Raw genomic sequence first — 25,373 nt, 5'->3', positions numbered from 1 at the left:
GATCAGCAACTACCACTTTTGCTCCCTATTGTGCAAATGCAAGAGCTGTTGCCTTACCAATCCCCGATGCTGCTCCAGTGATAAGTGCAAATTTTCCAACCAATTTATCAACCATAGGCATGCTTTTTCATATATGGCAGTGCTTTTTTATGACAAGGTGCGATTATTCATAATTAATAAGCAGATATAGATTAATAATGATGGTTGCATAAAAATCGCTAGTTTAAAAGTATCAGTTGAATTTATCTAAAAAAAGGCCAGTTTGCTTCATAGCAAGATATACATTATTTAGTTACTTAGTAGCACCTAAAAAAAAGTTATTGTAACATAAAAATTATGTATTGTAATTATATCTTATACCTTTTATTGTTTAAGTTACAAGGTAAAAAAATCAAGATAACCAACAATGAACAAGCAAGGAATCAAACAAAAAATTTCAGAGCGTGCTTCTCAAGATCCTTCATATAAGTAAGAATTATTCAATAATTCTAAGTCTGCTCTTGCAAAATAAGGTATCAATATTCCTGATGATATTGAAATAACAGTTTTTCAATAAATTTCAACTTCTCTGGCTTTAGTTCTGCCAGTGAACTCAAATACACAGGAATTAACCGAAGCCGATTTACAGGCTGTTTCCGTTGGTACAGCAGCACCTACAGGTTTGAATATCAACTAGGATTAATGCAATAAAAAGCTGTACTTCTAAATTATTTTTAGTGGAGAAAATTTTTAATAATGGAAAATCAGTACCAATTAACTCAGTTCAAGAAAATTCTGGAGTACATAATATTCATGAAATTTATGCTGAGTATAATAAAGGAAGTACAGTCATCTTGCGCGGTCTTCAACATCGCTGGAAACTGCTGGCTGATTTTTATAGAAGCTTAGAAACTTTTTTCAATCATCGTGTTCATATTAATATGTATATGACACCAAGTAATTCACAAGATTTTACTCCACATTTTGACACTCACGAAGTTTTAATTTTACAAATTTAAGGCTCTAAACATTGGCGCATATATGATACTTTTCAACTCATACTTTTACGAATGAACCAGCAACAATTACCAGAAGAAAAGCTCCCGAAGCCAATACAAGAGGTTATTCTAAATGCTGGCGATCTTTTGTATATTCCTTCTGGCTATGTTCACGAGGCCTTAACCTCTGAATCCTCTTCTCTTCATCTGACTGTAGGTATCAATGTTTACAGATGGATCGATTTACTTTCTACTGCGTTGATATTAGCTAGTGAACAAAATATTTCTTTGAGAAAATATCTGCCAATTGGCTTTTTAAAAAGTAACAATTGTGTAAAGTTCTTAAAGCAAAATGTTGATTCTAGCGCGGCAGTTAGTGAAGGAAGGATTGCTGACTAATGCCAGTTGAAGTACTTTAATTATATCTTTCCTCCTTCCAACTTCTGCCTTCTACCTTAAAACGCGTGACTTTCCATCATCATCAAAAGCTGACAAGACCCTTAATGTGGTTTCAAAATCGCCTTGTTTGCGGTTTAAAGCGTTTATGTTTGCAGTTCGCTACAGTTATTACTTTCATTTTCAAATCTGGTTATCACCCTTCATGGTCAAACTTGTGACTTTAGTCACAAGTGCTTTCTTTGAAGAGGTTGATATGATAGTTCTAACATCATACTTAAGTATTTGAAGACATGGAAAAAATCTTCAGGCAAAAAACTGAGCCAATAAAATCCTGTATGGTTTTGGTGAATGGAATTTACCCTGTATTGCCGCTCTGGGCTGGTTTTGACAGGAATGCCTAATAATAAGGTATGTGCTTCTTGGGCTGTTTCGGTAAAACTTAGACCACCTCTTTTTTTGGCAAAGGTATTGTCTCCAAAAGGTGATTTTTTAAGAATATAAGGATCTAAAACTATGTCTGTTTTCTCCCCTGATGGTCGGACAAAGGTTAGCGACACGAAAAGTTTTCCGTTTAGTGCTGTAGGACAGATGAGAATCCATTGGAAAGGCCCAGATGGGGTTATTGATACTGCTGATGATATTATCAGCAATGCTTCTGGTGCCATGATTTCTCCCTACCACTTTTTAACAGCAGGTCATTGTGTATATCAAACAAAGTATGGGGGATGGGCAGATAAGATTGAGGTGATGCTTGGTTCTAAAGGAAATATCATTTATGGTGCAAACCGGGCTGACTACGAGTACTATGGTGAAGCCAAATCGGTTCATATACGTTCTTATAAGGCATGGACTGATGGCGATCAGACTAAACCCAAAACTGTTCTAAATTTTGATTATGATCTAGGACTGGTTACTCTTGACCGTAATATTGGAAACTTCACTGGCTGGTTTGACTATGGATATGACAATAATCTCAGCAGTGGAACTTTAATGAATGTCACTGGATATCCTAGTGATAAGTTTGATTCCAACGGTGATCAACGGTATGACAACTATGATATGTGGACTCAGAGTGGAAAAATTACCAGTACAACTAACTTGAGGGCGTATAGTACAGACCTAGATGTTGCTCCCGGAAGCAGTGGAGGTCCTCTCTGGACTTATAAGCCCAACACAAATGAACCGACTATTTATGGAGTAACTTCAACAACGCAGATCAATCCTACCCCATACAAATCTAGTGGGTTCACCCGAATTACAAGCACTAGGTATAACGATATTAAAAACTCGATCAACACAGACAATACGACGCGCAAACCCACTGACAAAGCTGATTTAGTAGATTATGATACGTGGTTTAACACAACTATTAAAAGTTTTAGTCAGAATATTATCAAACATGGAGAAAATTTCAGCATCACAGTTTATCCTCGCAACAATGGTACAGCCGCGACAGGCACTTTTTCCGTTTCTTTTTACGCTTCCACTGATGCCGATGTTACTAATAGTATTGGTTCTCATTACCTAATTGGTAATACAACTGTTTCTTCGATTGACCCATTCAATTTGGGAACAGCGACTTGGAGTGGTGCGTTTCGCGATATCCCGATTGGCAATTACTCTGTTGTTTCATATCTAGATCCAACTAATTCAATCCAAGAGTTTGATGACAGTCCAGACAGCAATCAAAAGGTATTTAGCTCTTTGCTCACTGTAGACAACGATACTATTACGGGAGAAACTGGATCTGGTGTTTTTACTATTGATACCCCTTCTGAGCGTATTGATAACATTACAAGTTTTTCATTTTTAGATGACACAGACACAATTGAGGGACTTGTAGACAACGATACTATTACAGGAGGAACTGGATCTGGTGTTTTTACTATTGATACCCCTTCTGAGCGTATTGATAACATTACAAGTTTTTCATTTTTGGATGACACAGGCACAATTAAGGGGCTTGCAGGCAACGATACCAATACCATTACAGGCTCCCAGGGCAACGATACCATTACAGGCTCCCAGGGCAACGACACTTTGACTGGTGGTGGTGGCAAGGATCAGTTTGTTTACAGCTACTACAATGACAATAACGATATTGATACTATCACTGATTTCAGTGGCGTCGGTAAAGGAACAAACCCGACAGCAGCAGTGATTGCCGAAGTGGATACCATCAAATTTCATGGTGAAGGCTTGAGTGCTAAAAATCTGCTGCTCACCCAGAACGGCAGCAATCTAGAAATTACCTTTGAAGATGTGTCTGGTGCTAAAGTCATTTTGCAAAACTTTGCCTTGGAAAAGCTGGATAACCTCAGCAAATCTATTGGAGCGACTGTCAACTTGGGCAATATTCAGTTTGATAAGGAAACTAGCATCAGTGACAGCTTTGATGTCGTCAATGCTAACTCCACCCAAAACAACCTGTTCGGCAAGAACACAGTTACCTTTTTTAACGACCTGGATAACTATGTAAACGGCTTTGACAACTCAGATGATGTGATCAATGGTCAGGGCGGGAATGACTCCCTTGATGGCTTAAGTGGCAATGACCTGCTGCGTGGTGGCGCGGGGAATAATACTCTCATTGGTGGCCTTGGTAACGATACCTTGAATGCTAACTATTCAACAGGTAATAACCTACTCAATGGTGGCGATGGTAACGATAGCTTGAATGCTAACTATTCAACAGGTAATAACCTACTCAATGGTGGCGTTGGCAACGATAGCTTGAGTGCTAACAATTCAACAGGCAATAATCTACTCGATGGTGGCGAAGGCAATGATTATCTTTCGTTGATCCGTGACTTAAATAACAACATACTCAATGGTAGCAACACACTCAATGGTGGCGTTGGCAACGATATTTTGAATGCTAACTATTCAACAGGTAATAACCTACTCAATGGTGGCGTTGGCAACGATAGCTTGAATGCTAACTATTCAACAGGTAATAATCTACTCAGTGATGGCGTTGGTAACGATATTTTGAATGCTAACTATTCGACAGGTAATAATCTAGTCGGTGGTGGCGTTGGTAACGATATTTTGAGTGCTAACTATTCAACAGGCAATAATGTATTCGATGGTGGCGGAGGCAATGATACCTTGAATGCTAACTATTCAACAGGCAATAACATACTCATTGGTGGCATTGGTAATGATTATCTTTCGATCGGTGCCTCATCAAGCGACATCTCATACAATCCTGCTTTAGGGAATAACACACTCATTGGTGGCGTTGGTAACGATACCTTAAATGCTAACGATTCAACAGGCGATAATCTTTTAGATGGGGGTGATAGCAACGATACGATATATGTGAGCGCTAGTGGCAGGGACACGATCAATGGAGGCTATGGTGAAGATTTGTTGTCTTATAATGCCACTTATATCAACAATAACCTTGCCGAGGGAATCACTTCGACATTCAATACTACTACTAACATTGGCTCAATTACAGTGGGCACGAATATTGTTAGCTACAATAATATCGAACGATTAGACATCTTAGGTACACAATTCGATGACTTGATTGTAGGGAGCAATGGCAATGATATTCTCACAGGTGGCAACGGTAATGATACCCTAATTGGAGGAGCTGGTACTGATACCTTTGCTTTCAATAGTTTCAATAAAGGCGTTGATAAGATTTATGACTTTAACGCGATTGATGAACTGATTCAGGTATCGGCTGCTGGCTTTGGTCGCGGGTTATCAATCAGTTCACTTCAGACAAGTCAGTTTCAGTTTACTATCGGAGCATCTGCAACTACTAGTACTCAGCGATTTATCTACAACAGCGCTACAGGTGGATTGTTCTTTGATCTTGATGGCAGTGCGTCTGGGTTTACTCAGGTACAATTTGCACAATTATCTACTGGATTGTCACTAACCGAAAAGAATTTTGTGGTTGTTTAATCGGAGTTAGCACTCTGCTAGGGTGTTGACTTTGTGGGAAAACCACCCAAAAAAGTTCATGCAAATGATAATGAGGACAATTTTGCACAAGAGGATATTGATGGAATGGCGCTAAGATACGTCCAAAGTCTTGCATTGCCAATGCAAGCCGCGCATTAACAAAGCGGTCGACGCATTCATTGTCATTGCAGGGTATTGCCAAATTTAACTCGCTATGAATTAAGGAAATTCTGTACTTAGGAATACAACGAAAAATTGAACTCCTCACTCGACAAGATGGAACACCTCAGTGAAGGCAATTAACCATCAATAAAGAAGGGAAACAGTTTAAAGTTAGAGGATTTGGCGTAAAAATCAGTGAACTCAACCCAGAAGATTCCCTAACCTTGCAAGAACAGGGCATTATTAGCAATATTTGCAGGTAATGAAGAACCACCACCAACAATGGAAGAAGTTGCAAAGCGTTTAGGTCATCACAATAGAACTATTTCTAGACACTTTCCAGATTTGTGTAGTGCTATTTCTGCTAAATGTCGTAATTACAATAAAGCTTGCCGTCTCAAAAGCATAGAAAAATTTTGCAGCGAAGTTAGAGAGATTGTCCTTAGCCTTAATGCTCAGGGTGTGTATCCCACAGAAGGTCGCGTTTGTGAATTAATGCCAAATCCGGGGTGTTTTAGATATAAACAAGTCCGCGCTGCTTTTAATGATGCACGGCGTGATTTGGGTAAGCTGTTATATGTAAAACTATAACAGCTTACCCAACTGGAACCATAACCTTGCCACCCTTTATTGGAAGCATAAGCTTGCCGTTGCGCCAAAGTTATGGGTAAAGTCACACACCGACATTTAATCTGCGAATGTACATTATTAATGGGCAGTACCAGACTCGAACTGATGACATCCTGCTTGTAAGGCAGGCGCTCTACCAACTGAGCTAACCGCCCGTTTGACTAATCCTTAACTAATATAGCAAAACATTTGGCATTGCGCTAGTAGTTTCAAGAAAATCTTTTTTTCTCTTATACTGACTCAGTATTCAGTTAACTCAGGATTTAGGATGCCCTCTGGTCGGACGCACGATCGCATTACTATGTATGCTCTGCCGTTCGTGGCGGGCGTTACTTTCTGGCAAACTCACAGTAGCAATGCGACTTTGTTAGTTGCAGGCGGGTTTCTCTTTGGTGGGCTGATGTTTGGCCCGGATTTAGATATTTATTCTGTGCAATTTCAACGCTGGGGTTTCTTGCGCTGGATTTGGCTACCTTATCAAAAAAGTCTCCGGCATCGTTCTTTTTTATCCCACGGGCCGATTATTGGCACGATTTTGCGGATACTTTATCTGGGGTGTTTGCTTGCTATTTTGGCAATTGTCGTTTTGACGATCGCCCAAAGGTTATGGAATCTGAGTTTTACTTGGCAAGATTTGGGACAAACTGTGGGGCGATGGCTCATGCAATACGATACTGAATATATCGCCCTTTTCTTAGGGTTGGAACTCGGTGCGATGAGTCATTCTCTTAGTGATTGGGGCGGTTCGGCATACAAGCGCTTTCAAAAACAGGGCATTCGTGGGTTGCTTCCTAGTGGCAAAATTAAGAAGCGGAAAGTTACAAGTCGCGGTAGTCGTCGAGCTACAGTTAGCAGAAAGAGCAACGGAAGAACGACAAAGGACAAAGGACAAATGACAAATGACAAATGACAATGTTGATACTTTGGCGGCGTTGCAGGAATTAATTGAGGTGGTAGCAAAATTGCGATCGCCTGATGGTGGTTGTCCTTGGGATTTGGCTCAAACTGCCCAGACGCTTACACCTTATGTGATTGAGGAAGCTTATGAGGTGGTGGATGCAATTAAGAGTGGAAATAAAGATGCGATCGCAGAGGAGTTAGGCGATTTATTATTACAGGTGGTATTGCAAGCCCAAATCGCTAGCGAATCTGGGCAATTTTCCCTCAAAGAAATAACTCAGGGGATTTCCCAAAAATTGATTCGCCGTCATCCCCATGTGTTTGGTGATGTGTCGGTGGCAAGTGTGGATGAGGTGCGGCAAAATTGGGAACAGATTAAAGCTGCGGAAAAGGGCGAAGCATCTCCAGACGCGCAAAAACTTAGTGCTAAACTTGCTCGTTATGGGCGCACTCTTCCCCCACTGACGGCGGCGATGAAGATTTCCCAAAAGGCTGCGGCGATCGGGTTTGAATGGGAAAATATTCAGGGCGTTTGGGATAAGTTTCATGAGGAGTTGGGAGAGTTTCAACAGGCTTTAGCTGAGGAAACACCCGAAAGACAAGAAGCAGAATTAGGCGATTTACTATTTGCGGTGATTCAGCTAGCCCGTTGGCATAACCTCGACCCCAGCACTGCTTTGCAAGGTACTAATCAACGATTTGTCCAGCGATTAGAAAAAATGGAGACAGTTGTTGATCGTCCCCTTTCTGACTACAGTTTGGATGAGTTGGAAAACTTATGGCAACAGGCAAAAGCTCAAATTGCTAAAGAGGGGAGTGGAGAGTAGGGAATTGGGCATGGGGCATGGCTTATTTTCCTTGTCCCTTCATCTCTCCCAATGTTTTTCTTCAATTTTGAATTTTGAATTGATTTTTCCCCACTCCCTTCTTCAAGATTTTTCAGCATCGAACCACTTATCATATAACGATTGATAAGTGCCATTTTCTTTTAGATTTAGCAAAGCCTGATTAATTGGTTTGCGGTATTGACTGTTATTGGGTAGAACGATACCATAGCTTTCTTCACGCAAGATACTGCCAACAATCTCTACCTTTCCTTTGCCTTCATTGGCAGCTATGATGGCGCTCAGATAACCAAATAATGTGGGCTGCTACAACAATTAGCACTAGGGCAACGCTTATTACCTGCAACAGGCTAGCAGAGAAAAACAATTGCAAAATATTTGGGAAGGCACTCTGGTTGCTTTCTGGATTTCGTACCATAATTTGCAGCCCCCCAGCAAAAATGGGTAATGAGAAATCAAAATTCTGCTGACGTTCGGCTGTAATCGAGATAGCTGCAACCCCTAAGTTGGCTTTGCTGTCCTTAATAGCAGAAAGCAGTTCCGGCACAGTGGAATATTCAATAAATTTAGACTCTACACCTATTTGGGTAGCGATGCTGCGCCAGAGGTCGATACTGAACCCCGATAGCTCACCTTTGTTTGATAGCACAAAGGGCGGTATAACTCGTGTCGCTACTAATAACGGTTGTTGGATTTTTGGGGATTGTTGGAGTTCCGGTTTTTGAGCCAGTCCTGGGGATACTATTAACAACAATGCCAAAATTCCAGCTACTAATCCTATGGCGGTATACAGCACTATGGAACGTCTGGTTTTGTTTTTGCGGTTATGTCTGCCAAAATAGCCAAATCTCGTAGCGATCGCATTTCTCATCAGAATTATCTTGGGGTTCTCATGCAAGGTCTATTTATCATGCCCACCCCATATCAAATATCACGTTCATCATTAGACTTCTTGCATAAGTCGGGAAAAGGGGAAGGGGGAAGGGGAAAAGGTTCTTTCTTGTCCCCTTCCCCTTTAACCTTTACCCTTTTCCCCCTCTTGCAAAAAGCACTTTTGCAAGAGGTCTATTCCCCCAAAACCGATTTTTTTCAGATTTAGGGGGATGAGTATAGCTTTTATATTTAAATAAATAGATTTAAATAAAGTACTTTTCCACGCATCTAATAAATATTTCCACACCCATTGCCAAAGCGGTTTCGTCAAAATCAAACCGGGGATGATGATGGGGATATGCTAAGTCTTTCGCGGGGTTAGCAGAACCCAGAAAGAAATAGCAACCAGGAACCTCTTGTAAGAAGAATGACATATCTTCAGCAGCCATAGTTTGGCATTCAGGGACAATACCCATAGAGGTTTCTACCACTTTTTCTGCTACAGATCGCACCAGTTCTGCGATTCTAATATCATTAATTACCGGGGGATAAAGTGACCAGTACTCTAAGTGATAACTCGCACCATGACTCTGACAAATTCCGGCAATAATCTGCTCGACACGCTCCTTAAAAAAGCCTTTCAAACTAGAATTAAAATACCTGACAGTCGCACTCATCCTGGCTGTATCAGCAATTACATTCCGCTTGGTTCCAGCATGAAGTTCGCCCACTGTCACCACTGCTGAATCAATAGGATTAACATTCCGAGCGACAATGGTTTGTAAGGCATTTACAATTTGGACCGCAACTACAACGGAGTCAACAGTTTGATGGGGTAGTGCGCCGTGTCCACCTTTGCCCAAAATTGTACAGTTAAAGCACTCTACAGCTGCCATTAACGCCCCAGCACGCACACCCACTGTTCCCAAAGGCAAATTATTCCACAAGTGCAAACCAATAATTGCATCAACATCTGGATTTTTCAGGACTCCAGCTTCAATCATCGGTTTTGCCCCTCCTGGTGATTCTTCAGCTGGCTGAAAGATAATTTTTACAGTACCGGAGAAGTCTTGGCGATGCTGCTGGAGATAATAAGCTGTACCTAAAGCGATCGCTGTATGTCCATCATGTCCACAAGCATGCATCACTCCATCATGCTGCGATTTGTACGGCACTTCGTTGAGTTCTTGGATTGGCAAAGCATCCATATCCGCCCGAATCGCTAAAACTTGGGGAGTGGAAAGTGGGGAGTTGAGAGAGACGCGATTAATCGCATCTGTACTAGGAACTTTGTTACCTTTAATAGTGGCAACAATTCCTGTATGGGCAATGCCAATTTTATGCTCAATTCCCCATTCTTGCAGTTTTTGTGATACAAATTCGGCAGTCAGTTTTTCTTGAAAACCCAACTCTGGTTGTTGATGCAATCGCCGCCGCCACTCTACTAATTGTGGTTGCAATGAACGGATCGAAAGTCGGATGCGAGATAGATCAACAGAAGAGGAGTTTGGAAAGGTAGAAACCATTATGAAGACAAACTAGTTTAAGTATAGTTAACTTAGATTATTTTTCCAGTTTAACGTGAGTTTGACTAATTTTTAGTAACTACTTAATGCTTCATTATTAGACACATTGTGTCGTCAGAAATTTAGTTAAAAAAGCTAATCTGCCATTAACTTAACTCTAAACTATCTCCATTACAACTAAACCTTTTAGTTGTAACCCCACTTTGGTTAAAGTTTACTCCATAAAATTCCTTCATCTGGAAATTTTTTGATTTCCGTTCCTGATCTCCTGAGATTAGGATAGTAAGATCATCCGCAATATAATCGAAAGGACTCTCTATAGTGTACTTCTGGCGGAGATGTTTTCCTTTCCACTCATACTTCTTGTCTGTCGTCTCGGCATATAAAAATATCGTTCCACTTCGGATAAAATAACTATTTTTTATGGTTTCTCCTGGAGAAATTACATTCCAACCCCTAGTTTGCTCTATATCATTTAAAGCGGTGAGATTCACAGCAATATTAATAGTTTTATTACAACTATTTGTTAGTGCAATTTGCTTACTTGTGTTTTCTTTCTCTTTCTCCATCTTTAAAATTTCAGCCTTATGCTTATAAAATCTTTCTTCAGCCCTTTCTTGTTTTTTAGACAGTAGCTCCTGTGCTAATTTATTTTGTTCAGCTTGTACTTGATACTGTGTTTTATGTTGTTCAAATTTTATTTTCTCTCCTTCTGTATACTGACTAATCATAACTCCACTAAAAGCAAATACTGAAGTTATAATAACTCCACCCAGAGTAAATACTGAAGTTATAATTGTTGCTATTCCTGTTGGCTCTTTCCAGAACTTATTTTTATTATTTGTACCTTTACCAGAACTTCCCTCTTTATCTGGCTTTGGTGAATAATCTAAATTAGTTGCATCAAGGTTGCTAACTCCAGATATGGAAATATCAGTAACTTTGAGTTTCTGTTTCCCTAAACAAATAATACTGTTATTGTATAAAGAAAATTCTTTGTCAGGATACAGTGGTATTCCGTCCACGACAGGAAGATTTTGTAATCCTCGTAAATTCCTAATAAAAAAGCGATTTTGCAGTTGATCGAAAAAGATTTCAACGTGTAGAGATGATACAGTATTATCTTGCAAAACTATATCACACCTCAAATTATCGCGGCCAATGCGGATAGTGTCAGGATTTTTAGTTGGCTGTTGTTGAGAAAATTGCCAAGTTTGTTGTTTGCCCGCATCTTCATATTGAAGAGTAAGTTTCCATTGAGCAATAAGTGTTGTCATTGTTCTAACCCTGTAAATCTTCACAGCTAACTACAACTCTCTACTTTGTGATTTCGGATGTAGCTGCGTAAAAAACAGTAATTAAACTCAAGCCCCCATAATGCTCTTTTATTGCTGTGGTGAGAGAATAATTATGTGATGAGAAAATTCACGATGTCTAACGGCAAGCTGCTACCCATGCCCATAGAACTCACCAAATAAATTAAACCTTATCTTGACAAAAATTACAAATTTTGCTGTAGCGATAGTAATAAAAGACCGCAAATTTGCATACTTGAAATTTTATTCGACTTCAGTGGAATGGGCATCTTGTCATTGGTGTCAAGTTAATAAAATTAGAGTTTTGTCAAGTGGGTAACACTCAATGGTTAAACTGAACACAATGGTGTTGAGAAAGGCAATATCAGTGAGTTGGCAAGCTTTATCTTGACGCTTGGAGAGCTTGCCAACCGAATTAATTTATCAAGCTGTTTGAACAAGTATTAAAGCGTCTAGTAAGCCAAGAAAAATCCAACTGAAATTTCGCCAATGTGGGTATCTGTGGCATCATCGTTTAGTGCAGTATGGATTGCAGATACATCGACATTGGAAACGGTCAAAAAACACTTGGGGCAACTTCAAGAAAAACAGGCATAGTATTGGGGGGTAAGATGCTGAGGATCATTTATTTATTGGAAGTCCCCAACATCCTAATTAGATTAACGCTCCAGCATGAGGTAATCAAAACCTTCTAGGGTCAAAAGCATCTTTTGCATCAATTGAAAAGCTTGTTCATCATCTGTAGGTTGTGAAGTTACAGGGTTTAACGGTCTAAATTGTTTCCAGCGCTCCACTAGGGACATCATTGGCTGAGGTTGGTCTAGTAAAGGTAGTAAACAAACAGCCATTGCGCTATCTATACTGACAAACTGTCCAATTTGCGATAGGTGTTGACTAACGTCAAATATTCTGCACTCTGTAGCACAGGCTACAAGGTCTTCCTTAAACTTAGGTGTTTTTAACTGAGGATGAAGATGCACAGTTGCTACTTGCCAATCAGAATCAGTCCATTCGGCAAAAGGCACAAAAGTCTGTGGTCGGTCGGGATGACCACACCAAAAGTCTAGCAGTCGATGAATGGGTTGTAATAGTTCAAATAGCTCTAGCCGCTCTTCTATAGAAATGTCAGGTAAGCTCATCCCCAGAAAAGCAGGTAAATTATCTGGTTCTTTAAACAAATCTTTAATGTCCCACTGTCGCCAGTTCACCATACTGATAAACTCTAAATCAGCAGATTTCAAAGCTGTAAACATATCAGGGATAGTGTAGCCTTTGTCTCCTTGAAACAAGTAATTCATTAAAATTCTTTCTTTTCCTTCCTCTCCTTCATAATTAGCATTCCAAGTTCTCGCTTTGAGAGTGACATTATCTTTCAAAGCTTTCATTGTTTCGACGACAATATCCATCTCTAATTCTGCTGGATTTTCATTCATTAAACCCATCATTGTAAAGAGTTTCTGAGCGCAAAAATAATTGAATCTCTGTAGTGAACTATGCAAGTTGCTGCGAATAATTCCATCAGGCTTTAAAATTGATTTCATTGCTTGTAAAGCAACGGCAGGATCAGGAAAAAGATATAGCAGCTCATCACAATTAATATAGTCAAACTGGTAATCTAACTTATGCAATTCCTCTATTGATAAAACAATGAATTCCACATTGTCAAAGCCGTGATGTTCCAAGCGTTGCTGTGCTAATTTAATCGATTCTCCTGATATATCGATGCCAACTATTTTAGCTCCTACATTTGCTTCAGCCAAAATTAGCGATTTATAACCTGAGCCACATCCTGCATCTAAAATTACTTTTCCTTTAGTATCTATAACTTTTTGGTTCCTCAAATAGATGGGAGTCATTAAGTTATGAATATATAGTTCATTTGAATTATTTTTAGGAGATTTATCTAGAGGTATTCTGGGATAGGGAGAACTATCAAATTGCTGACGAATTTTATCTAACAAATCAGATTCTACACGGGTCATTACAATTGCTCCTAATACTAGTTTTTTGACTGGTAAATGAAATTTGCTTAGGGTTTTGACAAAAGTATTGATTATCAAAAGTTTCCATTTATGGCAACATGAAAGAGCTATACCTAGGTAAAAATTAAAGATTAAGTTTGCTCTGAACATATTGATTTTTGAACAACGAAATTCAGACTAATTAGTGTATCTAGAATACGTATTGTACTGCAATCATTAAATAGATCAAAATTATCTACTTGCTGATATTCTGTAAAGCCACATTCTTCTAAATATATGGCCAATATTTCAAAATCAAATCCTACTTTATGAACATCATATATATTGGTTTGTGCCCCAAATATAATCCGCATTAAATGTAAACGATCAAATACTGTAAATTGCGGATGAAGATAAAGGCAACATAATTTTTTTAAGTCAGGAACACTAATGAAAAGTTGACCACCTGGTTTGAGAACACGATACCATTCTGTTAATGTATTGATTAACTCATTATCTATTGAGTGATAAAAATGTTCTAGAACATGACTGGCATAAATTGCGGCTATTGAATTATTTTCAAATTGACTTAAATCAGATGCGTTACCAACATAATCTACTTCTGGACGAGGTTCAACATCGAATATTTTCCAGTCTGGATGTGTTTGTTTCCCACCAATATGAAGTTTAATCTCTGTCATTGTTTTGTATTTTGCTACTCTCTATCGTTTCTTCTACCTCTCATGGGTCAATCATTAAAAATTTTTAGAAAAAATCAGATGTTGGACTAGGCATTGAAATTGCTCCTTATACTAACTTTGTTATGATGCTTTCCCACGATTGTGCTAACTCTTGTTGAGAGCTAGTTAAGACATACCTGCAAACATTTGCCATGCTGTTCAAGCTAGTAAGCGGCACACTCAACCTTGAGTATTCCCAACTTGTGAGCATTTCTATCAGAATATTTAAAAATTAATTAGAACTGGATGAGGTAAGTTACATTGTCACCAAGCAGAGTTCTATCGAAACCACTGTAGAAGCCATTTTTGCTAGTGACGATAATTCTTGCATCCAGAATTTTTAGAACTAGATGCTGAAATTATCAGAAAATACCTCCAAGAAGAGTCTTAGCAGTTAGGGACTTCCAACTAAAAAAATATCCCATCGCTTTGGCGAGTTGGCGTTGCAGGGGAGGAAGAATCTAACGATCATCTTCGCTCCCAAAATTGAATAATTTAATTTCTGGAAATCCCTTAAGAGAATATTTGGCAAGTGTTGAACGCATAGCACCGTAGGCATTTTGCGTAAGCGTAGCCAATCACAATTTGTTATGCTATATTAAGCGTAGTCGTTATGAGTTCATATATGGTCATGATTAATCCCACAGTAGAAAACTTAGTAATTATCGGTTCTGGGCCAGCAGGGTACACAGCTGCTATTTATGCCGGACGTGCTAACCTGAAACCCGTTGTATTTGAAGGTTTTCAAGCCGGGGGTTTACCTGGTGGACAATTAATGACAACGACAGAAGTTGAGAATTTTCCAGGGTTTCCCCAAGGAATTACCGGATCGCAACTGATGGATCAGATGAAGGCTCAGGCGGAGCGCTGGGGGGCTGAACTATATACTGAAGATGTTATATCAGTTGACTTGAGTCAGCGTCCATTTACAGTGCGATCGCAAGAAAGAGAAATAAAAACCAACAGCATCGTCATTGCTACGGGTGCAACAGCAAAACGTTTAGGTTTACCCAGCGAACATGAATTTTGGAGTCGGGGTATTTCCGCTTGTGCAATTTGCGATGGTGCGACACCGATTTTCCACGGTGCAGAATTGGCTGTAATTGGTGCTGGCGACTCGGCGGCGGAAGAGTCAATTTACCTTACCAAATACGGTTCTAAGGTAAATATGTTGGTACGCACCGATAAAATGCGGGCTTCTAAGGCTATGCAAGACCGCGTTTTGAGTAACCCGAAAATCCAAGTGCATTGGAACACAGAAGCCGTGGATATCTTCGGTAATGGTCACATGGAAGGGGTGAAAGTCCGTAATACTAAAACTGGTGAAGAAAGCAAACTGCACGCTAAGGGTTTATTCTACGCCGTTGGTCACAGTCCCAATACATCCCTATTTAAAGGACAATTAGAACTGGATGAGATAGGTTATGTTGTCACCAAGCATGGTTCTGTAGAAACCAGTGTAGAGGGCGTTTTTGCTGCTGGTGATGTCCAAGATCATGAGTTCCGGCAAGCAATTACGGCTGCGGGTACTGGTTGTATGGCGGCGATGTTAGCAGAACGCTGGTTATCATCCAGTGGCTTGATTCAAGAATTCCATCAACAGCCAGAAACAGCAGATAACGAATTAGAACATCAGCCAGCTAAAAAGACTGAAGCCGAAGAAGAAGCTGGATTTAACTTGGATGCGACGCGCCATGAGGGAGGTTATGCTTTACGGAAATTGTTCCATGAAAGCGATCGCTTACTCCTTGTTAAATATGTCTCTCCTGGTTGTGGCCCTTGTCACACCCTGAAGCCGATTTTAAACAAAGTGGTGGATGAATTTGACAGCAAAATTCACTTTGTGGAAATTGACATCGACAAAGACCGAGATATTGCTGAAAATGCTAATGTGACAGGAACACCAACAGTTCAATTGTTTAAAAACAAGGAACTAGTGAAGGAAGTCAAAGGTGTGAAGCAAAAGAGCGAATACCGCCAGTTGATTGAAAGTAATCTGTAAGAGCGTGGGGAATGGTTACTGGGAAAGACTTTGCCAATAACCCATACCCATGACTGTTAGCTTTAATCAGTTAGGCAATAGCATATCCTGTGTGTTGCCTAACATTTGGCGGGTGAAATCCCAAGACAATTTTCTCTTTAGGAATTCCTGCTGCCACTAATTCGTAAGTAACACCATCTTCTGTGTCATCTCGTTGCACCCAAATTTTGCTATCAATAATATCAATATGAACTAAGCAGCCGTGAATTCGCTTAACACCATCCCAGCCTAAAGTTATCAGCAAATAGCTGCCGTTTTCGCTATCAAATACTGCCTTACATTCAATAGCTGCATGGGAATAAGGAATTTGTGTGTAAGGAACTAATACCTCTTTGATGATATGTTGATAATTATCTAAGGTATCCATTGAATAATCCTCTCAGTTTCTGGATTAAAAACGAGTAACTTAAGATTCTCAGTTTCTATTAAAAGTATACCAATCGGTTCCTCAAACAAGGCTGTAAATACGCTGTCGCGCACTGCCAAATATAATGTTCTTTTTGGTTCGAGGCGATGGATAACAGCACGGTACATGATAAATCCTCCAATAGCATCTTTGAGGTCTGCCATTTCTGAGGGACTAATAAAACTTTTAATTTCTACAGCTATTTTTTTACTTCCTTGTTCTGCGGCTAAGAGTTGTTTAGCTCCTAAATCTACATACATATCTTTTTGACCCCACTTTAAATGTAGTGGGTCATCTGTAATTATCCAGCCTTCTTTAACTAAGGCATTCTTAACAGCGTTATGATAAATATCTCTTGCAGGCATCTCAAAGTATTGTGGTAACACTTGACTAGTAATTTATCTCTAGCAAAAATAAGGGATAATCTCACCTCTAACTCAGTCTAGCTCTGTATCCACTGCGAAACAGTTAGACTTTTATTCACGATGTTTACGCAATCCCCTATCTGATATGTAAAATAGTCAGCGTATCAAGCTTTGCTCCAGGCGATCGCACATGGCCATTACAAAACGGCGACTACCGACATTTTTACAGTTTGGCAAAAGTCTCAATCTTTCGCAAAAACTCATGCTCATTGGGTTAGCCATTACCCTATTTTTCATCTTTCTGGCATTCTTCGCTCCCGTATTGCAGGCTTGGGGATGGCTGCAAAACCCCAAAGATTTTCTCTCTAACCCAATTCACGAGCCACCCTCAGGTAAACATTGGTTTGGTACTAGTCGCCTGGGTTATGATGTGTTCTCCCGGACGCTGTTCGGCGCTCAAGCTGCTTTGCAGGTGGTGATTTTGGCGACGGCGCTGAGTATGATTATCGGTGTGCCTTTGGGGATGCTGAGTGGTTATCTCGGTGGAAAATTGGATAAAGTGTTGCTGTTTATTATGGATAGCATCTATACTCTACCGGGGCTACTGCTATCTGTAACGCTGGCGTTTGTGGTGGGGCGTGGAATATTAAATGCAGCGATCGCTATTAGCATTGCCTACATTCCCCAATATTACCGCGTTGTTCGCAACCACACCGTGAGCGTGAAAACTGAAGTGTTCATCGAAGCTGCTCAAGCAATGGGCGCTTCCACTTGGGTTGTGCTTTCTCGTTATTTATTTTTCAACGTCATTCAAAGCGTACCCGTCTTATTCACACTCAACGCTGCTGATGCAATTTTGGTGTTGGGCGGTTTGGGTTTTTTGGGGCTAGGACTTCCCGAAGAAGTGCCAGAATGGGGACATGATTTAAAACAAGCCTTAGAAGCTTTACCCACTGGCATTTGGTGGACTACACTTTTCCCTGGTTTAACCATGACATTCATGGTGGTAGGGTTATCACTACTTGGTGAAGGGTTAAATGAATTTGTCAATCCCCGTTTACGAAGAGAAAATAGAATCCGGAAATAGTCATTAGTCATTGGTCATTGGTTTTGGACAAAAGACAAATGACAATTGACAAATAAACAATAGAGAGATTTGTATGAAAGATAATCTAACGTTAATTGCCGCCGCTACTGGCGGATTTATCCTTTCTGTTGCCCTTGCTGGCATTTTAAGAGGTGCGCCAGTTACAGGTTGGCACGAGCAATCGAGTTTCCGCAGCACGAATTTTGCTAATTTACAAAAATCGGAGTTGAAAGCCGCGCGTCTTCTCCCAAGCAAAGACGCTGCGCTAACAGATCGGGGATGAAAACTACTCGCACCCAATAATAGGCAATAGGGAATAGCTGTTCACCAATTGCCAATGCCCCATGCCCAATGCTCAATTACAAATGACAAATGACAAATGACAAATGACAAAATTCAAGTAATTGGCATTGATGTAGGGGGAACAGCGATTAAGCTGGGGCGTTTTGCAGATGATGGGACTTGTCTGCAATCTTTAACTGTGGCATCTCCCCAACCGACAACGCCGGAGGCGGTGCTGGCGGTGCTGATAGATGCGATCGCCCAAATTGATCCAGGTAATCAAGCTGTTGCGATTGGTGTTGGTACTCCTGGCCCATCTGATGCAAAGGGACGCATTGCCAAAATCGCCATTAACTTGCCTGGATGGATCGATGTGCCTTTAGCAGACTGGTTAGAAGCTAAAATTGGCAAACCGACTGCGATCGCTAATGATGCTAATTGCGCTCTTTTGGGAGAAGCTTGGTTGGGAGCCGGTCGCCATTTTCAAAATCTGATTCTGCTAACTTTAGGAACTGGGGTTGGTGGTGCAATTATCCTCAATGGCAAACTATTTATTGGACATCAAGGAGCCGCCGGGGAATTGGGTTTAATTTCATTAAATCCTGATGGCCCAATTTGTAATAGTGGCAATCGAGGTTCTTTGGAACAATATGCCTGTGCTACTGCAATTCGCCGCCGCACTCTTAAAGAACCTATCGAATTGGGTTTTCTTGCCCAGCAAGGAGATGCCACAGCATTGACTTTTTGGCAAGAATATGGCACTTATTTAGGGATAGGTTTGACGAGTTTAATTTATGTACTCACACCACAAGCGATCATCATTGGTGGCGGTATCAGTGGCAGCTTTGAATTTTTCTTACCAGCAGTGAAGGCAGAAATCGAGAAGCGAGTGCAGCCTTTATCACGAGCAGGTTTACAAATATTGCCAGCGGAGTTAGGAAACTTTGCCGGGATAATGGGTGCAGCAAAGTTGGCATGGCAACGCTATTCGGAATGTTAGATTATGGTTCAAACAATCCCAGCTAGAGACATCAGTATTTACGAATTAGAAGAAAAATTTGGTTTGCAACTTGCCACAGACATTAACTTCTTTCCTGAATGGACAGAAAATTTACCAACTCTGACTGATGGTGAAAAGCAAGCGATCGCACGAGTAAAAAGCAACTATTTAAACTTGAATAAGCACCGTCTGATGTCAGAAGAGGCGGTAAAGATGGTAGTGCTGTCTCCTTTACTCGATTTAGCTGGATTTTATCAACCTCCTTTTGAGATTGAAACCGAGACTTCTGTGGAGATTTCTGCTGAAGACGAAAGCTTTATCGTTAAAGGAAACATTGATGTTCTTGTCATCCAAAAACGTTTTTGGCTACTTGTCATCGAATCTAAAAGCAGTAAATTTGATGTGATGACAGCCCTACCTCAAGCACTCGCTTATATGCTTGATTGTCCAAATCCTGCACAACCGACTTTTGGTTTACTAATCAACGGGAGGGAATTTGTTTTTGTCAAATTGATTCAACAAGAACATCCTTGCTATGCTCGATCTGATGCGCTATCAATTGAACGTGATTCAGAACTACACCAAGTACTCAGTATCTTGAAGCGCCTTGGAGAATTAATTGTGCTTTTACCCACTGAGAACTAGGGACTGAGGCTTATCGCCTACCTATACTTGCAAATTAAATCCAGGTAATATATCTTCTCCAGAAATAATTGCTGGCATTTGAATAACTTCTACAGCTTTCAAAAGTCGGTAAATTTCCACTTGGTTATCTTGAGGATTAATTAGCCAACCTAAACGCAAACCATTTTCTATGTATTCCTTCATTTTCGCTTGGATAGGTGCAAGCCGATCTGTCTCAGAACGCAGTTCAATTGCAAAATCGGGTACAAGTGGCGGAAATTTTTTTCGTTGTTCTAGTGTTAAAGCTTCCCATCGTTCCAACTTTACCCAAGACGCATCAGGGGAACGTTTTGCACCATTTGGAAGTATAAAGATAGTCGAAGAACTAAAAACTTTGCCTAATTTAGCTTGACGATTCCAGATTTCTAAATCAGCGATCAGTCCAGCTTCTTGATTTCCCCTTTCTCCTCCTACTGGTGGCACAATTATTAATTCTCCTGCTGCATTCATTTCTAGGCTTAAATCGCTATTAGCAATACACAATTGATAAAATTGTTCGTCGCTTAAATGAGCAATCGGTTCTAGATTAAGCACAACAGTATTCATTGAATCTTTCCTCGTGCCTTTATTGCTAACATTGTTACCTTGAGTTAAAAGTTTAGTAGGAGTAAGTTCCTCGTTTACACTAAGACAAACAATATCCAGTTGCTTTCTGAACGTATTTCACAACTTTTTCATAAGATTCAGGATTACTCACAGGGTTGATAATGATGGGAATAGTGCCATCTGGCAACCAAAAAGTTATCCTGCCGTTCGGTTCATGACAAAAAGAACTAATGCAATTGAGATTAATTACATATTCATTTTTTTCGTAAATTATTTTCACCCAGTGGGCATGATCTAATTCTAATCCTGTCACACATTCTAAATAATCGAGAATCTTTTGATAATCTTCCAAGTTCTTTTGCGGGTTAATCACTATGGGAATGGCACTATCGGGCAACCAAAAAGTAACCCTGCCATTGAGTTCATAACAAAAAGCATGGACACGTTCAAAATTCACTACATATTCTCTCCTCTCGTAAAGGATTTTCACCCAGTACGCCACAACATCTCCTCAAGTCCGAAATTTACGAATGATGCACCCTGGATGTCCAAATTTACTGAAGCCTTAAGTTAATGTTGCAATCAATTATCAATTATCAATTATCAATTATGAGTGATGAATTGTTATGACACCTCCAATGGTGTAGGTGTATTAGATGTTGAAGTAGAAAGAGCGATCGCTGTTTGAATAAACCCTTTAAATAAGGGATGAGGGCTACTAGGGCGTGATTGAAATTCTGGATGAAATTGGCAAGCAAGAAAGAATGGGTGCTTGGACAATTCCACAATTTCAACTAAGCGTCCATCGGGAGAAGTACCGCTGATCATATAGCCAGACTTTAACAACAAATCGCGGTAAGCATTATTGAACTCATAGCGATGTCGATGTCGCTCATAAATCACATCTTCTTGATAAAGCTTAAAAGCTAAAGTATCAGGGAGAACACGGCAAGGGTATAATCCTAAGCGCATTGTACCCCCTAAATCCACTACTTCTTGCTGTTCTGGCAATAAATTAATTACTGGATCAATTGTATAAGGGTCAAATTCGGCACTGTTAGCACCTGTTAATCCCCCTACGTGCCGGGCCCATTCAATTACAGAACATTGCATACCCAGGCATAAACCTAAAAAGGGAATTTGGCGATCGCGGGCATATTTGATGGCGGCAATTTTGCCATCCACTCCCCTAACGCCGAAACCTCCTGGCACAACTATGCCATCGACACCCTTAAGATAAGTTTCTGGGGCTTCAGTTTCCAAATCTTCTGAATTTATCCAACGCAGGCGCAATTTGCCATAAGTGGAGATTGCCGCGTGGTTTAGCGCTTCTACTACAGATAAGTAAGCATCACTTAACTGCACATATTTACCAACGATGGCAATTTCTACCTCGTGCTTGGGACTATGTAACCGTTGTACCAAAGTTTGCCACTGCGTCAAATCTGGTTTACGTTGTTCCATTTGCAGCAAGTTCAGCACTTGTTCTGCCATTCCTTCCCGTTCCAGATTCAGCGGTACTTCATAGATACTTTTGGCATCTTGGGAAGTGATGACGCATTCTTCCGGTACATCGCAAAATCCCGACAATTTTTGTTTTAATCCCTTGGGTAAGGGGCGATCGCTGCGACAAACTAAAATATCTGGTTGAATACCAATGGATCTCAGTTCTTTAACTGAATGTTGTGTCGGCTTAGTTTTCATTTCACCCGCCGAGGCAATCCACGGTACTAGCGTTACGTGCATATACAGCACATTCTGCCGTCCCACCTCTTTACGGAACTGGCGAATTGCTTCCAAAAACGGCAGTGATTCAATATCTCCTACCGTACCGCCAATTTCTGTAATTACTACAGAAGGATTTGTGCTTTTAGCAACTCGCAGAATCCGCTCTTTAATTTCATTGGTAATATGAGGAATTACCTGTACAGTGCCGCCATTGTAGTCTCCGCGCCGCTCCTTATTGATAACTGCCTGGTAAATTGACCCAGTAGTAACACAGTTCAAACGCGACATTGAGGTATCAGTAAAGCGTTCGTAATGCCCCAAGTCCAAATCTGTCTCCGCACCATCCTGGGTAACGAATACTTCCCCATGTTGAAAGGGACTCATCGTACCAGGGTCGATATTGATATAAGGGTCGAGTTTGAGAATCGATACCGAATATTCGCGCGACTTGAGCAAACGCCCTAGACTTGCTGCTACAATGCCCTTACCAATACTGGAAACTACGCCTCCAGTTACAAAGATAAACTTAGTCATAGTAATTTGAATTTCTAACAACTTCTAAAAATACATCCCGTCATTGTGCCACAGTTATTGTGGTGTAATCTTCTGTGATTTTGCAGTGAAAAAGCTTTTTGGATTAGTAATACTAGGCTGTATTCTCACCTCCTCCGTAGCATTGGCAGAACCATCTCTTATAGTCGTTTTTCCCCAGACAAACTACCAGACAAGTGCCCAAAAAATCTTCTTTCTGGGCACTGCACCACCAGATGGTCAGGTTTTGATCAATAGTAAGCCAATTACCCGCAGCAAAGCAGGTCATTTTTCCCCTAGTTTCCCCTTGCAGTTGGGGGAGAATCTTTTTACTGTGCGTCACGACAATCAAGAACTCCAGATTAAAGTGACAAGGCTTACCACTGGCCCTGAGTTACCACAGGGGTTAGCCTTTGCTAAAGATTCCCTGACTCCCGCAGTTGACATTGCCAGACTACCAGGAGAACTAATTTGTTTTAGCGCGATCGCACCCCCCAAAGCCAATGTATCTGTCAAGTTAGCTAATGAAACTATTGCCCTTTCGCCCCAACCCCAACAGGCACAACTACCAAGTAATTTGGCAGCTTTGACAGGGCAAAATCAGCCTCATGCCCAGTCTAGCGTAGACAATTACAAAGGTTGCACCTCAGTGACAACATCTGCCGATTTGGGACAACCTCAGTTTCAACTGACACTCGATGGCAAGACGATAACTCAACCAGGGACTGGTAAAATTCAAATCCTCTCAAGAGCACAGTTGCCAGTTTCTGAGGTTACAGTAGAGTCAGGCGTTGCTCGCACTGGCCCAAGCACCGATTATTCCCGACTTACACCACTGCCCAAAGGCACACGCGCAACAGTTACAGGTAGGGAAGGTGAATGGTTGCGCCTAGACTATGGCGCTTGGATTAATAGTAAAGAAACCCGCATTCTCCCTGGTGCAATTGAGCCACAGACTATCATTCGCAGTGTCGGATATCGTCAACTCCCTAATGCGACAGAGATAGTTTTCCCTTTACAAGTTCCTGTACCTGTGAGCGTACAACAAAGTGAGCAAGCTCTCGCTCTCACTCTCTACAATACCACTGCCCAAACGGACATAATTCGCCTGGATGATGACCCCTTAATTAATCGTCTAGATTGGCAACAGGAAGCTCCAGGACAAGTAAAATACACCTTTAACTTTAAAAAAGCTCAACAGTGGGGATATAAGCTGAGATACGACGGCACTACCCTGGTTTTGGCTTTGCGTCATCCGCCTAAAATTGGGAACACAAGACACAAGCTTTTAGCTAATTTCAAGATTGTACTAGATCCAGGGCATGGCGGTAAAGAATCTGGTGCCAGTGGTCCAACTGGATATTTAGAAAAAGATGTCAATTTAGTGATATCGAAGTTGCTGCGCGACGAGTTGGTGAAGCAAGGGGCAACGGTGGTGATGACACGAGAGGACGATCGCGAAGTTTCGCTAGTAGAACGTCAGGCAATTATCAGTCAAGAAGAACCTGCGATCGCTCTTTCCATACATCACAACTCTCTACCCGATAATGGCGATGCCGAGAAAACTAAGGGATTCGGCACTTTTTGGTATCATCCCCAAGCTCACAGCCTGGCAATATTTTTACAGAACTATGTAGTCAAAAAACTCAGTAAACCTCATTATGGCGTGTTTTGGAACAACCTAGCGCTGACACGTCCCGCTGCTGCGCCATCAGTGTTGCTGGAATTGGGTTTTATGAGTAATCCCGATGAATTTGAGCAGATAGTGAACCCAGAAGAACAAAAGAAAATGGCAAATGCGATCGCTCAAGGGATTACTGAGTGGTTTAGGAGTGTGAGATAAATTTTGAGGTATAACACTAGTTCCTCATTGTATTTGGTGGAGTGCGATCGCTCTTTTTTAGCTAGTTCCTGCTCAATGTTGCGATCGGTCTTTCTTCAAACTTTATGACTTTTATAGTGTATGGTTATGGGCAAGACTGCGAATAGGGTATTGGTGATTGTTAACAAGCTGTATCGATTGATAGTCACCCCCCTATTTCAAGATAGCCTTTCATAAAATGACTGAAAACGTTGATAAGTATCTAAGTATTCAAATGTCGTCATTGAACGAGATGTCGCTACCCTCTGAGAGTCTATCAATTCCTTTATTTCGGGTATTATAATTAGTTCTTCAAACTCAGATTCAATAACAATTAAAAAATTTATTTCTTTTCTAAAATTATTTTTGATTTCATCGTGCGTTATAAAAAATGGGTAAGTCACTTCTTTTTCTAAATCAAAATAACAAAGTTCCCAATTTTTATCCGGTAACTTGTAAATATTTTCTGTGTTTAGAAGTAAGTCGTGGAGAAAATTTATAAGTATGTAACAAAGAGTTAAGCAGAAGAATTAGAGTTAAATCTTACACGTTGCGTACTGTAATTTCCTTTTTCTCCTCTCGTTTGGAC

General features: G+C 40.6%; 23 protein-coding genes, 1 tRNA gene and 2 pseudogenes. 12 read left to right on the top strand and 14 right to left on the bottom strand.

Annotated elements, in window-relative coordinates:
- Positions 1–28: 28 nt before the first annotated feature.
- Positions 29–115, bottom strand: a pseudogene (locus H6G97_RS52885) (short chain dehydrogenase); the annotation flags it as partial.
- A gap of 601 nt (positions 116–716) precedes the next feature.
- Here H6G97_RS52885 and H6G97_RS25935 point away from each other — a divergent pair.
- Positions 717–1,376 (top strand): annotated as a pseudogene (locus tag H6G97_RS25935) (cupin domain-containing protein).
- Between the two features lie 224 nt (positions 1,377–1,600).
- On the opposite strand, the gene H6G97_RS25930 reads toward H6G97_RS25935, so the two are convergent.
- The gene (locus H6G97_RS25930) at positions 1,601–1,933 is read right to left on the bottom strand and encodes a hypothetical protein (RefSeq protein WP_190943479.1); all 333 of its coding nucleotides are present in this window, start codon (positions 1,931–1,933) and stop codon (positions 1,601–1,603) included.
- A gap of 31 nt (positions 1,934–1,964) precedes the next feature.
- On the opposite strand from H6G97_RS25930, the gene H6G97_RS25925 reads away from it, so the two are divergent.
- The 3 genes from H6G97_RS25925 to H6G97_RS25915 all read left to right on the top strand — a co-directional run bounded on the left by H6G97_RS25925 (position 1,965) and on the right by H6G97_RS25915 (position 6,053).
- Positions 1,965–5,300, top strand: coding sequence for a trypsin-like serine protease (locus H6G97_RS25925; protein ID WP_199349642.1), 3,336 nt, complete (start codon positions 1,965–1,967; stop codon positions 5,298–5,300).
- A gap of 305 nt (positions 5,301–5,605) precedes the next feature.
- On the top strand, positions 5,606–5,725 hold the full coding sequence (locus H6G97_RS56070) for a type I-MYXAN CRISPR-associated protein Cas6/Cmx6 (RefSeq protein ID WP_422394218.1): 120 nt from the start codon (positions 5,606–5,608) through the stop codon (positions 5,723–5,725).
- 19 nt (positions 5,726–5,744) lie between these two features.
- Positions 5,745–6,053 (top strand): hypothetical protein, encoded by a 309-nt coding sequence (locus H6G97_RS25915; protein WP_190943478.1) that lies wholly within the window; start codon positions 5,745–5,747, stop codon positions 6,051–6,053.
- Between the two features lie 121 nt (positions 6,054–6,174).
- Here H6G97_RS25915 and H6G97_RS25910 read toward each other — a convergent pair.
- Positions 6,175–6,247, bottom strand: a tRNA-Val gene (locus H6G97_RS25910).
- A gap of 113 nt (positions 6,248–6,360) precedes the next feature.
- Here H6G97_RS25910 and H6G97_RS25905 point away from each other — a divergent pair.
- Positions 6,361–7,002 carry a metal-binding protein gene (locus H6G97_RS25905; RefSeq protein WP_190943477.1) on the top strand — a complete coding sequence of 214 codons (642 nt, stop codon included), beginning with the start codon at positions 6,361–6,363 and terminating at the stop codon, positions 7,000–7,002.
- Positions 6,992–7,819 (top strand): nucleoside triphosphate pyrophosphohydrolase, encoded by an 828-nt coding sequence (gene mazG, locus H6G97_RS25900; RefSeq protein WP_190943476.1) that lies wholly within the window; start codon positions 6,992–6,994, stop codon positions 7,817–7,819. The genes H6G97_RS25905 and mazG overlap by 11 nt, the downstream gene beginning before the upstream one ends.
- Positions 7,820–7,921: 102 nt before the next feature.
- On the opposite strand, the gene H6G97_RS55475 is transcribed toward mazG, so the two are convergent.
- The 6 genes from H6G97_RS55475 to H6G97_RS25875 all read right to left on the bottom strand — a co-directional run bounded on the left by H6G97_RS55475 (position 7,922) and on the right by H6G97_RS25875 (position 14,214).
- Complete coding sequence (locus H6G97_RS55475; protein WP_338421848.1) at positions 7,922–8,062, bottom strand: transporter substrate-binding domain-containing protein; 141 nt, start codon at positions 8,060–8,062, stop codon at positions 7,922–7,924.
- Between the two features lie 34 nt (positions 8,063–8,096).
- Complete coding sequence (locus tag H6G97_RS25895; RefSeq protein ID WP_338421847.1) at positions 8,097–8,708, bottom strand: transporter substrate-binding domain-containing protein; 612 nt, start codon at positions 8,706–8,708, stop codon at positions 8,097–8,099.
- A 265-nt stretch (positions 8,709–8,973) separates the two neighbouring features.
- The gene (locus H6G97_RS25890) at positions 8,974–10,236 is read right to left on the bottom strand and encodes a M20 family metallopeptidase (RefSeq protein ID WP_190943475.1); all 1,263 of its coding nucleotides are present in this window, start codon (positions 10,234–10,236) and stop codon (positions 8,974–8,976) included.
- Between the two features lie 146 nt (positions 10,237–10,382).
- Positions 10,383–11,513: an FHA domain-containing protein gene (locus tag H6G97_RS25885; RefSeq protein WP_190943474.1), complete on the bottom strand. Its 1,131-nt coding sequence runs from the start codon at positions 11,511–11,513 to the stop codon at positions 10,383–10,385.
- Positions 11,514–12,211: 698 nt separating this feature from the next.
- Positions 12,212–13,534, bottom strand: a complete 1,323-nt coding sequence (locus tag H6G97_RS25880) for a class I SAM-dependent methyltransferase (protein WP_190943473.1) — start codon at positions 13,532–13,534, stop codon at positions 12,212–12,214.
- A gap of 131 nt (positions 13,535–13,665) precedes the next feature.
- A complete protein-coding gene (locus H6G97_RS25875; RefSeq protein ID WP_190943472.1) occupies positions 13,666–14,214 on the bottom strand; it encodes a class I SAM-dependent methyltransferase in 549 nt (182 codons plus the stop codon).
- 670 nt (positions 14,215–14,884) lie between these two features.
- Here H6G97_RS25875 and trxB point away from each other — a divergent pair.
- A complete protein-coding gene (gene trxB / locus H6G97_RS25870) occupies positions 14,885–16,255 on the top strand; it encodes a thioredoxin-disulfide reductase (RefSeq protein ID WP_190943484.1) in 1,371 nt (456 codons plus the stop codon).
- A gap of 70 nt (positions 16,256–16,325) precedes the next feature.
- Here the strand turns inward: trxB and H6G97_RS25865 are convergent, their stop codons facing one another.
- Both H6G97_RS25865 and H6G97_RS25860 read right to left on the bottom strand, forming a co-directional pair.
- Positions 16,326–16,661: a XisI protein gene (locus H6G97_RS25865; protein WP_190943471.1), complete on the bottom strand. Its 336-nt coding sequence runs from the start codon at positions 16,659–16,661 to the stop codon at positions 16,326–16,328.
- Positions 16,649–17,065 (bottom strand): XisH family protein, encoded by a 417-nt coding sequence (locus H6G97_RS25860; RefSeq protein WP_190943483.1) that lies wholly within the window; start codon positions 17,063–17,065, stop codon positions 16,649–16,651. The genes H6G97_RS25865 and H6G97_RS25860 overlap by 13 nt, the downstream gene beginning before the upstream one ends.
- Positions 17,066–17,255: 190 nt before the next feature.
- Here H6G97_RS25860 and H6G97_RS25855 point away from each other — a divergent pair, with 190 nt between their 5' ends.
- From H6G97_RS25855 to H6G97_RS25840, 4 genes are all read left to right on the top strand, one after another.
- Positions 17,256–18,152 carry an ABC transporter permease gene (locus H6G97_RS25855; protein ID WP_190943470.1) on the top strand — a complete coding sequence of 299 codons (897 nt, stop codon included), beginning with the start codon at positions 17,256–17,258 and terminating at the stop codon, positions 18,150–18,152.
- Positions 18,153–18,225: 73 nt separating this feature from the next.
- Positions 18,226–18,435, top strand: a complete 210-nt coding sequence (locus tag H6G97_RS25850) for a hypothetical protein (RefSeq protein ID WP_190943469.1) — start codon at positions 18,226–18,228, stop codon at positions 18,433–18,435.
- A 96-nt stretch (positions 18,436–18,531) separates the two neighbouring features.
- Positions 18,532–19,434 carry an ROK family protein gene (locus tag H6G97_RS25845; protein WP_190943468.1) on the top strand — a complete coding sequence of 301 codons (903 nt, stop codon included), beginning with the start codon at positions 18,532–18,534 and terminating at the stop codon, positions 19,432–19,434.
- 3 nt (positions 19,435–19,437) lie between these two features.
- Positions 19,438–20,079: a type I restriction endonuclease gene (locus H6G97_RS25840; RefSeq protein WP_190943467.1), complete on the top strand. Its 642-nt coding sequence runs from the start codon at positions 19,438–19,440 to the stop codon at positions 20,077–20,079.
- A 21-nt stretch (positions 20,080–20,100) separates the two neighbouring features.
- Here H6G97_RS25840 and H6G97_RS25835 read toward each other — a convergent pair whose 3' ends face one another.
- The 3 genes from H6G97_RS25835 to H6G97_RS25825 all read right to left on the bottom strand — a co-directional run bounded on the left by H6G97_RS25835 (position 20,101) and on the right by H6G97_RS25825 (position 22,926).
- On the bottom strand, positions 20,101–20,664 hold the full coding sequence (locus tag H6G97_RS25835) for a Uma2 family endonuclease (protein WP_190943466.1): 564 nt from the start codon (positions 20,662–20,664) through the stop codon (positions 20,101–20,103).
- A 79-nt stretch (positions 20,665–20,743) separates the two neighbouring features.
- Positions 20,744–21,166, bottom strand: coding sequence for a hypothetical protein (locus H6G97_RS25830; protein WP_190943465.1), 423 nt, complete (start codon positions 21,164–21,166; stop codon positions 20,744–20,746).
- Positions 21,167–21,288: 122 nt separating this feature from the next.
- Positions 21,289–22,926, bottom strand: coding sequence for a CTP synthase (locus tag H6G97_RS25825; protein ID WP_190943464.1), 1,638 nt, complete (start codon positions 22,924–22,926; stop codon positions 21,289–21,291).
- Positions 22,927–23,011: 85 nt separating this feature from the next.
- On the opposite strand from H6G97_RS25825, the gene H6G97_RS25820 reads away from it, so the two are divergent.
- Positions 23,012–24,766: an N-acetylmuramoyl-L-alanine amidase gene (locus H6G97_RS25820; protein WP_190943463.1), complete on the top strand. Its 1,755-nt coding sequence runs from the start codon at positions 23,012–23,014 to the stop codon at positions 24,764–24,766.
- Positions 24,767–25,373: the final 607 nt, after the last annotated feature.

The sequence above is a fragment of the Nostoc flagelliforme FACHB-838 genome, from assembly GCF_014698065.1.
GTDB lineage: Bacteria > Cyanobacteriota > Cyanobacteriia > Cyanobacteriales > Nostocaceae > Nostoc > Nostoc flagelliforme_B.
The sequence above is the reverse complement of the archived record's forward strand: the minus strand, read 5'-3'. Positions and strand labels throughout refer to the sequence as shown.